Here is a 14,019-nt window from a genome sequence, read left to right as displayed (position 1 = left end):
CGTGTAGCCACCTGTGCTGGAAGCTCAGTCTAGGGGGGGTGCGAAAGGGTGAGGCAACCGGGCGGTGGAACTTTGTACACCATAGGAATGGCCGGACATTCCTATGATTCGACAGGCAGGTACCCCATGGTGGGACGCCAAACTGTCCTTTCGCTCAACTGGACGTACGGCGAAGGGAAACGGTTGCCCGCCGATCTCTAACGGGTGGATCACGGCGCTCCGCCACCCGGGCCCACCCGCGTCGATCTGACGGCCCTTCGCGCTACCCGTCAGACTCCCCCCGAATCACCGCCAGCACTCCGTCCAGTTCGTCAGGCTTCACGAGAACGTCACGTGCCTTGGAGCCCTCACTCGGTCCCACGATGTTGCGGGACTCCATGAGGTCCATGAGCCGCCCGGCCTTGGCGAAGCCGACGCGCAGCTTGCGCTGGAGCATGGAGGTCGACCCGAACTGGGTGGAGACGACCAGCTCGGCCGCCTGGCACAGCAGGTCGAGGTCGTCTCCGATGTCCTCGTCGATCTCCTTCTTCTGCTTGGTGCCCACGGTGACGTCGTCCCGGAAGACCGGCGCCATCTGGTCCTTGCAGTGCTGCACGACGACCGCGACCTCGGCCTCGGTCACGAAAGCGCCCTGCATACGGGTCGGCTTGTTCGCCCCCATCGGCAGGAACAGGCCGTCGCCCTTGCCGATCAGCTTCTCGGCGCCGGGCTGGTCCAGGATGACCCGGGAGTCGGCCAGCGAGGAGGTGGCGAAGGCCAGCCGGGAGGGCACGTTGGCCTTGATCAGACCGGTGACCACGTCGACCGACGGGCGCTGGGTGGCGAGCACCAGGTGGATGCCGGCCGCACGCGCGAGCTGGGTGATGCGCACGATCGCGTCCTCGACGTCGCGCGGCGCGACCATCATCAGGTCGGCCAGCTCGTCCACGATCACCAGCAGGTACGGATACGGCTGCAGCTCGCGCTCGCTGCCCTCCGGGGGCTTGGCCTTGCCCTCGCGGACGGCCTTGTTGAAGTCGTCGATGTGCCGGTAGCCGTAGGCCGCGAGGTCGTCGTAGCGCAGGTCCATCTCGCGCACGACCCACTGGAGCGCCTCGGCGGCGCGCTTGGGGTTGGTGATGATCGGCGTGATCAGGTGCGGGATGCCCTCGTACGCGGTCAGCTCGACGCGCTTGGGGTCGACCAGGATCATCCGGACGTCCTCCGGGGTCGCCCGCATCATGATCGAGGTGATCAGGCAGTTGATGCAGGACGACTTGCCGGAGCCGGTGGCGCCGGCGACCAGCATGTGCGGCATCTTCGCCAGCGAGTGCATGACGTACCCGCCCTCGACGTCCTTGCCGAAGGCGACCAGCATCGGGTCGTCGTCCTCGGCGGACTCCGCGAGCCGCAGCACGTCGCCGAGGTTGACCATCTCCCGGTCGGTGTTCGGGATCTCGATGCCGACCGCCGACTTGCCGGGGATGGGGCTGATGATCCGCACGTCCGGGCTGGCCACCGCGTACGCGATGTTCTTGGTCAGGGCGGTGATCCGCTCGACCTTCACTGCGGGGCCCAGCTCCACCTCGTAGCGGGTGACCGTCGGGCCCCGGGTGAAGCCGGTGACGGCCGCGTCGACCTTGAACTCGGTGAAGACCTGCGTGAGCGAGGCGACGACCGCGTCGTTGGCCTCGCTGCGCGCCTTGCCGGGACCGCCGCGGGTGAGCAGGTCCAGGGAGGGCAGCGCGTACGTGATGTCGCCGGAGAGCTGGAGCTGCTCCGCGCGCGCGGGCAGGTCGCGGGGCTCCTCAGGGGCCCTCTTGGTCAGGTCGGGGACCTTCCCGGTCGTGGGCTTCTCCTGCTTGGGGCGCGCGGCCGGCACCGGCGAGGGGGCGGGAGCCGGCGCAGGCTCCGGGATGGGCTCCGGTGCGGCCTCCGGCGCAGGCACCGGGGTGGTTTCCTCGCGCCCCCCGATGCTGACGCCCTGGGTGAGGTCGGCGACCAGCGGGGAGGGCGGCATGCCGTGCAGCACCGCGCCGTCGAGCGCGGCGGCGGCCGCTGCCGCGACGTCCACGGCGTCCATCTGGCGTTGCGGATCCGGCTGGGGCACCGCGGAGCGCCTGGGGCGCCCGCGACGCTGCGAGAGCGCCTCTTCCTCGGCGCTGTCGGGGTCGTACGCCTGGGGGGCGCTCGAACGCCTATGGGGGCGCGCGGGCAGCGCCTCGCGCCACTGCTCGTCGTAGCGCGCGTCGTCCTCGCCGTACTCCTCGTAGACCTCGTCGTCGTGCAGCACGCCCAGGCGCACGCCGAGCGCCCTCAGTCGCTGCGGGATGGCGTTGACGGGGGTGGCGGTCACGACCAGCAGACCGAAGATCGTCAGCAGCACCAGCAGGGGTACGGCGAGGACGTCGGTCATGGTGTACGTCAGCGGGGTCGCCGCCGCCCAGCCGATGAGGCCACCGGCGTCCCTTATCGCCTGCATGCCGTCGCTGCGCGCGGGCGAGCCGCAGGCGATGTGCACCTGGCCGAGCACGCCGATGACGAGCGCGGACAGACCGATCACGATCCGCCCGTTGGCCTCGGGCTGCTCCGGGTGCCGGATGAACCGTACGGCGATCACCGCGAGCAGTATCGGCACCAGCAGGTCGAGCCGGCCGAAGGCGCCGGTGACGAGGATCTCCACGAGATCGCCGACGGGGCCCTTCAGATCGGCCCAGGTGCCGGCCGCGACGATCAGCGCGATGCCGAACAGCAGCAGGGCGATGCCGTCCTTGCGGTGGGCCGGGTCGAGGTTCTTCGCGCCCTGCCCTATGCCCCGGAAGACGGCGCCGACAGCGTGCGCGGCACCGAGCCAGAGGGCGCGCACCAGCCGGTACACGCCCCCGGTGGGGCTCGGTGCCGGCTTCGGCGGCGCGGCCTTCTTCGCCGGTGCCTTCTTCCTGGCGGGCGCCTTCTTGGCCGGGGCCTTCTTCGCTGCGGCCTTCCTCGCCGGAGCCTTCGCGGGAGCCGCCGCCTTCTTGGCGGGCTGCTTCTTGGCTGCGGAGGGACGTGAGGCCATGGGTGTGAGGTTACCGGGGGAGACGACAGCCGACACGTGTGCCCGCAGCTTCACCCGTTCGTGTCGCCCTTGCGGCGACACGAAACTGACGCGCGCTCATGGGCAACCGCTGTCCGGGAGTACGTCAGTTCTGCGCGGGCACCGAGGAACCGCCCGCTCCGGCGCCCGGCTCCAGGGCGTCCAGCGCGCGGCGCAACCCGGTGAGCTTGCGCTCCAGATGGGCCGCCGTGGCCACCGCGGCCGCGTCCGCCGAGTCGTCGTCCAGCTGCTTGGACAGCGCCTCGGCCTGCTCCTCGACGGCCGCGAGCCGCGCGGACAGTTCGGCGAGCAGCCCGGCCGACTCCTTGCCGCCGACCGCGCCCTTGCCGCCGCCCTCCAACTGGAGCCGCAGCAGTGCCGCCTGCTCGCGCAGCTGGCAGTTCTTCATGTACAGCTCGACGAAGACCGAGACCTTCGCGCGCAGCACCCACGGGTCGAACGGCTTGGAGATGTAGTCCACCGCACCGGCCGCGTAGCCCCGGAAGGTGTGGTGCGGGCCGTGGTTGATCGCCGTGAGGAAGATGATCGGGATGTCCCGGGTCCGCTCCCGCCGCTTGATGTGTGCGGCCGTCTCGAAACCGTCCATGCCCGGCATCTGGACGTCCAGCAGAATGACCGCGAAATCGTCCGTGAGCAGTGCCTTGAGCGCTTCCTCCCCGGACGATGCCCGCACCAGCGTCTGATCGAGCGCCGAGAGGATCGCCTCCAGCGCCAGCAGATTCTCCGGCCGGTCATCGACCAGGAGGATCTTGGCCTTCTGCACCATGGCCCGCCCTCCTCGCCCCGGCGGTACACCGGGCGCCGCCCCAGGGGACGACTCCCTTTCGCCGCCCGTCCTTGTGCCGGTCATCGTAGCCGCACCCCGCCCGTCGCCACACCCTGTCACCGCGATGTCACTGTGCACGTAGCGAAAACGCCGCAGCGGCCGGAAAGGTTCCCGGAATCCGGCATTCCCATACGCGCACGGCTCCCTCGCGCCCTACTTTCGCAGCCACCTCACAGGGGCAACTCCCGGCGCCCGCGGGAGGTTCCCCGGGTGTTCACATCCCGGGCACCCTCCCGCGTCACCCAGGCGTCACTTGACGCCCATCCACTGCTGCATCACGGCCAGCAGATGGTCCGGGTCGACCGGCTTGGTCACGTAGTCCGAGGCGCCCGACTCGATCGCCTTCTCCCGGTCGCCCTTCATCGCCTTGGCCGTCAGGGCGATGATCGGCAGGCCCGCGAACTGCGGCATCCTGCGGATCGCCGTGGTCGTCGCGTACCCGTCCATCTCCGGCATCATGATGTCCATCAGCACGACCGCCGCGTCGTCGTGCTGCTCCAGCACCTCGATGCCCTCACGGCCGTTCTCGGCGTACAGCACCGACAGCCCGTGCTGCTCCAGCACGCTGGTCAGCGCGAAGACGTTGCGGATGTCGTCGTCGACGATCAGCACCTTCTCGCCGCCGAACCGCACCGCGCGCGCGTGCTGCGCGCCGCCCTCCTGCTCCACGGCCGACCAGTGCTCCGGCCGGGGCTCGCCCTGCGGCAGAGCGCGGCGCCGGCGCCGGAAGAGCGCCGCGGGACCGTTCTGCGTCTCCCGGTACGACTTCACCTCGGCCGGCGTCTCGATCTCCGCGGCGGACAGCTCCGAGGACTGCCGCGCCTCGGAGGCGAGCAGCTCGCCCGCCTCCAGCGGCGGCACGGACTGCTGGTAGCCCTGCGGCGGCAGCTCGCTCGGGTGCAGCGGCAGGTAGAGCGTGAACGTCGAACCGCGGCCCGGCTCGCTCTGCGCGTGGATCTCACCGCCGAGCAGCTGCGCGATCTCCCGGGAGATCGACAGGCCGAGGCCGGTGCCGCCGTACTTGCGGCTGGTCGTGCCGTCCGCCTGCTTGAACGCCTCGAAGATCACCCGCATCTTGCTGGCCGCGATCCCGATGCCCGTGTCCGTCACCGAGAACGCGATCAGCGGCGCCTCCGGGGTGGTCAGCGAACCGGCCTCCAGCAGCTGCTCCCGGATGCCCACCGGCACGTCTGCGCCGGCCGGCCGGATCACCAGCTCCACGGAGCCGGAATCGGTGAACTTCACCGCGTTCGAGAGCAGGTTGCGCAGCACCTGGAGCAGCCGCTGCTCGTCGGTGTGCAGGGTCGCGGGCAGCTCCGGCGAGACCCGTACGGACAGGTCCAGCCCCTTCTCCGCGGTCAGCGGCCGGAAGGTGGCCTCCACGTAGTCCACGAGCTGGACGAGCGCGATGCGCGTCGGCGAGACGTCCATCTTGCCCGCCTCGACCTTCGACAGGTCCAGGATGTCGTTGATCAGCTGGAGCAGGTCGGACCCGGCGCCGTGGATCGTCTCGGCGAACTCCACCTGCTTCGGCGAGAGGTTGCCCTCGGCGTTGTCGGCGAGCAGCTTGGCCAGGATCAGCAGCGAGTTGAGCGGGGTGCGCAGCTCGTGCGACATGTTGGCGAGGAACTCGCTCTTGTAGCGCATCGACACCGCCAGCTGCTCGGCGCGCTCCTCCAGGACCTGCCGGGCCTCCTCGATCTCGGTGTTCTTCACCTCGATGTCGCGGTTCTGCCGGGCCAGCAGCTCGGCCTTCTCCTCCAGCTCGGAGTTGGAGGCCTGCAGCGCCTTCTGCCGGCTCTCCAACTCGGCCGAGCGCTCCCGCAGTTGCTCGGTCAGCTCCTGCGACTGCTTCAGCAGCTGCTCGGTCTTGGTGTTGACCGAGATGGTGTTGACGCTGGTCGCGATCATCTCGGCGATCTGGTTGAGGAAGTCCTTCTGGATCTGCGTGAACGGCGTGAAGGAGGCCAGCTCGATCACGCCGAGCACCTTGCCCTCGAACAGCACCGGCAGCACGATCACCTGCGCGGGCGGGGCCTCCCCGAGCCCGGAGGAGATCTTCAGATAGCCGCTCGGCGCGTCCGAGACCAGGATCGTGCGCTTCTCCTGGGCGGCCGTGCCCACCAGCGCCTCACCGGGCCGGAACGACGTCGGCATGGAGCCCATCGAGTAGCCGTAGGAACCCAGCATCCGCAGCTCGTAGTTGTCCTCGCCGTTGCCCACGCCCTTGCCCTCCACCAGCGGCATCGCCAGGAAGAACGCGCCGTGCTGCGCGGAGACCACCGGCGTCAGCTCGCTCATGATCAGCGAGGCGACGTCCTCCAGGTCGCGGCGGCCCTGCATGAGGGCCGAGATCCGGGCCAGGTTGCCCTTGAGCCAGTCCTGCTCCTTGTTGGCGATCGTCGTGTCACGCAGGTTGGCGATCATCTTGTTGATGTAGTCCTGCAGCTCCTGGATCTCGCCGGAGGCGTCCACGTCGATCTTCAGGTTCAGGTCACCGCGGGTCACCGCGGTCGCCACGCGCGCGATGGCCCGCACCTGCCGGGTCAGGTTCCCGGCCATCTCGTTCACCGACTCGGTCAGGTCCCGCCAGGTGCCGTCGACGTCACGCACGCGTGCCTGGCCGCCGAGCTGCCCCTCGGTGCCCACCTCACGGGCCACGCGCGTGACCTCCTCGGCGAAGCTGGACAGCTGGTCAACCATCGTGTTGATCGTCGTCTTCAGCTCAAGGATCTCACCGCGGGCGTCAATGTCGATCTTCTTGGTCAAGTCGCCCTTGGCGATGGCCGTCGTGACCATGGCGATGTTGCGCACCTGACCGGTCAGGTTGGACGCCATCTGGTTCACGGACTCGGTGAGGTCCTTCCAGGTGCCGGCCACACCGGGGACGCGCGCCTGGCCGCCCAGGATGCCGTCGGTGCCCACCTCACGGGCCACCTTGGTGACCTGGTCGGCGAAAGAGCTCAGCGTCTTCACCATCGTGTTGATGGTGTCGGCGAGCTGCGCGACCTCACCGCGCGCCTCGATCGTCACCTGTCGCGTCAGGTCGCCGTTGGCGACGGCCGAGGCCACCTGGGAGATGTTGCGCACCTGCATGGTCAGGTTGTTGGCCATCAGGTTGACGTTGTTGCTGAGGTCCTTCCAGATACCGGTGACACCCTGCACGTGCGCCTGGCCGCCCAGAATGCCCTCCGTGCCCACCTCACGGGCCACGCGGGTCACCTGCTCGGCGAAGCTCGACAGTTGATCAACCATGGTGTTGACCGTCGTGACCAGCTCAAGGATCTCACCCTTGGCGTCAACAGTGATCTTCTTGGACAGGTCGCCCTTGGCCACCGCCGTCGTGACCTCGGCGATGTTGCGCACCTGGATCGTCAGGTTGTTCGCCATGAAGTTCACGGACTGCGTGAGGTCCTTCCAGGTGCCGGAGACGCCCTGGACCTCGGCCTGACCGCCGAGGATGCCCTCCGTGCCCACCTCACGGGCCACCCGGGTGACCTCCTGGGCGAACGACGACAGCTGGTCCACCATCGTGTTCAGGGTGTTCTTCAGCTCCAGGATCTCCCCGCGCGCGTCCACGGTGATCTTCTGGGAGAGGTCACCGCGGGCCACGGCGGTGGCGACCTGCGCGATGTTGCGCACCTGGGCGGTGAGGTTGCCGGCCATGCCGTTCACGGAGTCCGTGAGGTCACGCCACACACCGGCCACCCCGGGCACCTGCGCCTGACCGCCCAGCCGGCCCTCCGTACCCACGTCCCGCGCCACCCGTGTCACCTGGTCGGCGAAGGCGGACAGTTGATCAACCATCGTGTTGATCGTGTTCTTCAGTTCGAGGATCTCGCCGCGCGCGTCGACGTCGATCTTCTGCGACAGGTCGCCGCGCGCCACGGCCGTCGTGACCTGGGCGATCTGCCGCACCTGGGAGGTCAGGTTGCCGGCCATGAAGTTGACGGAGTCCGTCAGCTCCTTCCATGTGCCCGACACGCCGTCCACCCGGGCCTGCCCGCCGAGGCGGCCCTCCGTGCCCACGTCCCGGGCCATGCGCGTGACCTGGTCGGCGAAGCTCGACAGCTGGTCGACCATCGTGTTCACGGTGTTCTTCAGCTGGAGCATCTCGCCGGAGACGTCGACGGTGACCTTCTGCGAGAGGTCACCGTTGGCCACCGCCGTGGTCACCTGGGCGATGTTGCGCACCTGCCCGGTGAGGTTGCGGAATGCGGTGTTGACGGAGTCCGTCAAGTCCTTCCACGCGCCGGCGGCACCGGGCACCTGCGCCTGACCGCCCAGCTCGCCCTCGACGCCGATCTCCCGCGCGACCCGCGTCACCTCGGCACCGAACGCCGACAGCTGGTCCACCATCCCGTTGACGGTGTTCTTCAGCTCCAGCATCTCGCCGGCCACGTCCACCGTGACCTTCTGCGACAGGTCACCGCTGGCCACAGCGGTCGTCACGGCGGCGATGTCCCGTACCTGCGTCGTCAGGTTCCTGAAGACCGTGTTGACCGAATCCGTCAGGTCCTTCCAGGTGCCGGCCGCACCCGGCACGTTCGCCTGACCGCCGAGCCGGCCCTCCGCGCCGACCTCGTTCGCCACGCGCGTGACCTCGTCCGCGAAGATCCGCAGCGTCTCGGTCATCTGGTTGATCGTCTCGGCGAGCTGCGCCACCTCGCCGCGCGCCGGAACCGTCACCTTCTGGGACAGGTCGCCGTTGGCGACAGCGGTCGTGACCTGCGAGATCCCGCGCACCTGCGCGGTCAGGTTGCCCGCCATCGTGTTGACGGAGTCGGTCAGCTCCTTCCACACGCCGGCCACCCCGGGCACCTGCGCCTGGCCGCCCAGGATGCCCTCCGTGCCCACCTCGCGGGCCACCCGGGTCACCTCGACCGAGAAGGACGACAGCTGCTCCACCATCGTGTTGACGGTGTTCTTCAGCTCCAGCATCTCGCCCGCGACATGGACGGTGACCTTGCGTGACAGGTCACCGCGCGCGACCGCCGTCGTCACCAGCGCGATGTCGCGCACCTGCGCGGTCAGCCGGTTCGCCATGGTGTTGACGGACTCGGTGAGGTCCTTCCACGACCCCGACATCCCGCGCACCCGCGCCTGCCCGCCCAGCTTGCCCTCGGTGCCCACCTCGATGGCCACGCGCGTGACCTCGTCGGTGAACGTCGACAGCTGGTCCACGAGATTGTTGACCGTACGGCCGACCTTCAGGAACTCACCCCGCAGCGGATGCCCGACGCCGTCGTCCGGCGCCTGCGTGCGCAGTTCCATCCGCGGCGACAGATCACCCTCGGCGACCGCCGTGAGCACCCGGCTGACCTCCGAGACCGGCCACACCAGATCGTCGACCAGCGCGTTGGAGGCGTCGATGGCCGTCGCCCAGGAGCCTTCGCAGGCCCCCGTCTCCAGCCGCTCCGTGAGCTTTCCCTCACGCCCCACCATGCGCCGTACCCGGGACAGCTCCCCGGTCAGATGCATGTTCCGGTCGGCCACCTCGTTGAAGACGGCCGCGATCTCCGACATCACGCCGTCCCCGGAGACGGTGAGCCGCTTGCGGAAGTTCCCGTCACGCATCGAGACGAGAGCAGCCAGCAGCCGGTTCAGGGCAGCCGTGTCCACGGCGGTGGTGCCGCCGCTCCTGCCCAGGGACGGTCCGCCTTTCGCGCGCGCCTTCGTGCCACGCGTCGCCGCGCCAGACTCCACTGTGTCCCTCCCGGAGGGGTAGACCGCTACTGCTGTGCTCTGCCGCTTCCGCTCCGGCATGCCGGTCATCGACATACCGGATACTTCCGCGCTCCCGTTACTCCTGCGTATTTCTGCCAGACGAGATCCGGCCACACCAGAGGCTGCTGCCCGCCGTACACGGAACGCACGCAGCCCGACCCGACCTTCATCAGAAGCTTGCCCAGTGTTTCACTCAGGCCGAACCAGGCCATAACAGTTCGGCAGCTTCGCACATCGCCCGCACACCGTGGGGGGTAACACCGGCGACCGGCATCCGCTCGGACCGCGAAGGTAAGTAACCTTGCATGCGGCTGTCCAGCCGCACCGGTCCGACCGGCTTGGGCGGTGGCACGAGAACGAGCGGGCATCGGAGGGGCGGCCGCAGACCATGACCACCGGAGTGATCCCCGGGGGACAGCCCCCGGAGCCGCAGCCCACGGGCGGGCTGATGCCGCAGCAGCGGCGCGAGCCGGCCGAGGAGGCTGCACTGCACGTCGACAACCGGCCGAGGAGTTCTGTGATCACCGCGCGCGCGGCCGCCACCTTCGAGCCCGTCGGACGATCGGTCGCGACAGCCCGGTCCTTCGTCCGCGACACCCTCCAGGGCTGGGGCTTCGCCGACATCGTCGACGACGCCGTCGTCCTCACCAGCGAACTCGTGACCAACGCGGTCGTCCACGCGGGCACGCACGCGGACGTGCTGTGCCTGCGCACCGACGAGGGCGTGCGCATCGAGGTCTCCGACCGCTACCCCGAGCGCGAGGTCCCCCTCCAGAGCGCCGCCGCCACCATGGGCAGCCCCGACCGTGAGGGCGGCCGCGGCCTGCAGCTCTGCGCGGCCCTCGCCGCCCGCTGGGGCGTGGACTACACCCCCACCCACAAGAACGTCTGGTTCCAGCTCAACCTCCCCCAGCGCCCGGTCGGCACCCGCACCGCCGGCCCGTCCCTGCCGGCCGAGTTGCTCCCGCTGGCCGACGGCCGCGTCCGGGTCGCCGTCCTGCAGGTCGACCGCAAGGGTGCCATCACCGCCTGGAACGAGGATGCCGAGGAACTCTTCGGCTACCCCTCGTCCGAGGTCGTCGGCAGACCCCTCACCGAGCTGGCGGCCTGGCCGCACACTCCCGGCACCAGCACCGGCGTCGCCGAGGCCCTCCAGCTCTCCCGCTGGGAGGGCAGCTACGGCATCCGCGGCGCCGACGGCCGCGTGGCTCCGGTCTACGCCTCCCACCTCAGGGTCCGCGACACCGGCGGCGAGCCCTCCACGGTCTGCCTCCTGGTACGGGATCACGAGCGGGCCGTGCTGCAGACGCCGACGCGCGTCCCCGCCGGCGACCAGAACCAGAACGCCGACGGCAAGAACACCGACCCCTTCGAGGTGTTCATCGGCTCCCCCGCCCCCGACGACCTCGACGGACTGCTCCAGCGCACGGTGGAACGCGCCCGCGACATGCTCGACGGCGACTCCGCCTTCCTGCTGCTCGCCACGGACGACGAGACCGAGCTGGAGGTCCGCGCCTCCACCGGCCTGCCCTCCGCCCGCCAGCGCTTCGCGCGCGTGCCCGTCGAGGCCGGCCCCGGACGGTACGGCTCCGCTCGCATGCCCGCAGTCCACGACGACCTGACGGCCGTACCCGGTGCCGTACCCCTGCTGTCCGGCACCGGCATGCGCTCGGTCGTCACGGTCCCGCTGAAAGTCGAGGGCCGCCTGACCGGCTCCCTCGGCGTCGCCGCCGAAGCCCCCGGCAGGTACTCCAACGAAGAGGCCCTGCGCCTGCAGTTCGCTGCCGACCGCATCGCCCTGGCCGTCGAATCGGCCCGCCTCGGCGAGCTGGAACGCCTGCGCCGCGGCTCCCTCAGCTTCCTGGTCGAGGCCTCGGACCTGCTGGCCGGAACGCTCGACCGCGACCAGACGCTGGCGCTGATGGCCCAGATGACGGTCCCGACCCTGGCCACCTGGTGCGCCGTCTACACGATCGCGGACCAGGCCTCGGACCCGTACCTGTCGTACGTGCTGCACGAGGACGAGGAACTCATCGACGGCATCAAGTCGCTGCTCTCGAAGATCGCCCCGCCCGACCCGGTGCCCACCCCCGGCGCCCGCGTGTGGGCCGTTCCCGCCGAAGTGGCCCACCAAGCGGCCCTGCGCACCTCGATGCGCAGCCTCGGCCTGTCCGGCGGCCCCACGCACCGGGTCTCCTCCAGCATCGGCCCCACCCTCGCCACCGCCTCCGCGGTCGGCGGTGAGACGGTCGTCCTGCCGCTCGTCGCCCGCAACCGCGTCATCGGCATGCTCGTGCTCGGCAAGCCCACCGACGAGCATTTCCGCCAGGAGATCCTGGAACTGGCCGAGGACCTGTCGCGCCGGGCCGCCCTCGCCCTGGACAACGCCCGCCTGTACTCGGAGCGCACGGCCATCAGCCAGGCCCTCCAGCGCAGCCTGCTCCCGCCGGGCACCCCGCACATCGACGGCGTCGAGGTGGAGGTCATCTACCGCGCGGCCGGCGAGGGCAACGAGGTCGGCGGTGACTTCTACGACCTCTTCCCCATCGGCAACGGCGCCTACGGCTTCGCCATCGGCGACGTCTGCGGTACGGGCCCCAACGCGGCGGCCGTCACCGGTCTCGCCCGGCACGCCCTGCGGCTGCTCGCCCGCGAGGGACTGTCCGGACCGGCGGTCCTGGAGCGCCTCAACTCGGCCATCCTGGACGAGGGCGACCGCAGCCGCTTCCTGACCCTCCTCTACGGCGAGCTGCGCCTCCAGGAGGACGGGAGCGCCGAGCTGAAGGTCGTCTGCGCCGGCCACCCGCTGCCGCTGCGCCTGCGCCAGGACGGCACGGTGACGCCGGCGGCCGAACCCCAGCCGCTGCTGGGCGTCATCGAAGACCTGGAGCTGTACGAGGAGACGGTCACCCTCGACCCGGGTGACGTGCTGCTCTGCGTCACGGACGGCGTCACCGAACGCCGCGAGGGCACGCGCATGCTGGGCGACGACGGCCTCGCCGACGTCCTCACCACCTGCACGGGACTGACGGCGGGCGCGGTCGCGGCGCGCATCATGCGCGCGGTGGAACGCTTCGCGTCCGACGCCCCGTCGGACGACATGGCGATCCTGGCTATGCGGGTCCCGGGAATCCAGCAGGACGCGTGAAAGCACGAAAAGGCCCCACCCGAAAGGGTGGGGCCTTTTTCACTGGAGCCCCCAAACGGAATCGAACCGTTGACCTTCTCCTTACCATGGAGACGCTCTGCCGACTGAGCTATAGGGGCCTGTCGTTTTCGAGGTTTCCCTCGCGGCGACAAAGGAACTCTACCCCGAACCGGCCCGAGTTCCCAAATTCGTTCGGGAGCCGGTCAGAAGGCGGGCTGGAGGAGTCCGCCGAGCGCGTTGCACGCGGAGACGACGCGCTGCATCTCGCGCTTGGTGAGCGAGGCGTCCACGGGGAGGGCGAGTGTCTCGTCGGCGGCCAGCTCGGTCTCGGGCAGCGAGACGCACCGCCGGAATTCCGGCAGCCGGTGCACCGGCGTCTTCACGGGCACCCGGCACTCAACGCCCCTGACCCGCAGGGCCCGTGCGAAGGCGTCCCGGTCCGGCCGGCCGTTCCCCGGCACCCTCACCACGTACTGCTGGTAGGTGTGCCCGTCCCCACCGTCCGGCGTGCGTACGCCCTTGAGCTTGGCGTCGAGGTACGCGGCCCGCTGCCGGCGCTGCGCTGTCTCGTCGTGCGGCACCTCGGACTCCCCCTGCTCCAGCACCAGCACCCCCTGCCGCTGCCCGAGCGCGTGCAACCGCCCGATGTCCGCCCGCCGTCCGAAGCGGTGTACGGCAACGACCGCCGCTGTACGAGGAGTTAGGGCCGCCTCGACGGCACCGGGATCGAGGCAGTACGTCACCGGGTCTATGTCGGCGAACACCGGAAGCGCGCCGGCCAGGGTCACGGCCTCGGCGACCTCGACGTTCCCGAAGGCCGGTACGACGACCTCGTCACCGACTCCGACCCCGGCGGCCCTGAGCATTGCGGCAGTTCCCATGTGCTGGATGCTCGGCGCGCAGGGTGAACGACGCGTTAAGCGGAACGTAAAAAGGTCGGACCCCGAACCGAAGTTCAGGATCCGACCTTTTTGGAAGAATTGTTCGGCGGTGTCCTACTCTCCCACAGGGTCCCCCCTGCAGTACCATCGGCGCTGTGAGGCTTAGCTTCCGGGTTCGGAATGTAACCGGGCGTTTCCCTCACGCTATGACCACCGAAACACTATGAAACAAACAACAACCATCGGCTGTTCGTGGTTTCAGAACCAACACAGTGGACGCGAGCAACTGAGGACAAGCCCTCGGCCTATTAGTACCGGTCACCTCCACACGTTACCGTGCTTCCAGATCCGGCCTATCAAC

Annotated in this window: 5 protein-coding genes, 1 tRNA gene and 1 rRNA gene; 1 reads left to right on the top strand and 6 read right to left on the bottom strand. The window is 69.6% G+C overall.

What is annotated here, in order from left to right; translation table 11 throughout:
- Positions 1-262: 262 nt before the first annotated feature.
- The 3 genes from ACZ60X_RS04060 to ACZ60X_RS04050 all read right to left on the bottom strand — a co-directional run bounded on the left by ACZ60X_RS04060 (position 263) and on the right by ACZ60X_RS04050 (position 9,608).
- Positions 263-3,037, bottom strand: coding sequence for a DNA translocase FtsK (locus ACZ60X_RS04060; RefSeq protein ID WP_469593042.1), 2,775 nt, complete (start codon positions 3,035-3,037; stop codon positions 263-265).
- 124 nt (positions 3,038-3,161) lie between these two features.
- Positions 3,162-3,842, bottom strand: a complete 681-nt coding sequence (locus ACZ60X_RS04055) for a response regulator (protein WP_053666336.1) — start codon at positions 3,840-3,842, stop codon at positions 3,162-3,164.
- Between the two features lie 309 nt (positions 3,843-4,151).
- Positions 4,152-9,608: a HAMP domain-containing protein gene (locus ACZ60X_RS04050; protein WP_469593039.1), complete on the bottom strand. Its 5,457-nt coding sequence runs from the start codon at positions 9,606-9,608 to the stop codon at positions 4,152-4,154.
- 409 nt (positions 9,609-10,017) lie between these two features.
- Between ACZ60X_RS04050 and ACZ60X_RS04045 the strand changes: the two genes are divergently transcribed.
- Positions 10,018-12,777, top strand: coding sequence for a SpoIIE family protein phosphatase (locus tag ACZ60X_RS04045; RefSeq protein WP_469593037.1), 2,760 nt, complete (start codon positions 10,018-10,020; stop codon positions 12,775-12,777).
- 43 nt (positions 12,778-12,820) lie between these two features.
- Here ACZ60X_RS04045 and ACZ60X_RS04040 read toward each other — a convergent pair.
- From ACZ60X_RS04040 to rrf, 3 genes are all read right to left on the bottom strand, one after another.
- Positions 12,821-12,896, bottom strand: a tRNA-Thr gene (locus ACZ60X_RS04040).
- 84 nt (positions 12,897-12,980) lie between these two features.
- Complete coding sequence (locus tag ACZ60X_RS04035) at positions 12,981-13,643, bottom strand: DegT/DnrJ/EryC1/StrS family aminotransferase (protein ID WP_469594359.1); 663 nt, start codon at positions 13,641-13,643, stop codon at positions 12,981-12,983.
- A 116-nt stretch (positions 13,644-13,759) separates the two neighbouring features.
- Positions 13,760-13,876, bottom strand: a 5S ribosomal RNA gene (rrf, locus tag ACZ60X_RS04030).
- Positions 13,877-14,019: the final 143 nt, after the last annotated feature.

The organism is Streptomyces sp. NPDC104106 (assembly GCF_055584345.1).
Note: the sequence above shows the minus strand (reverse complement) of the source record. Positions and strands in the feature narration are given on the sequence as shown.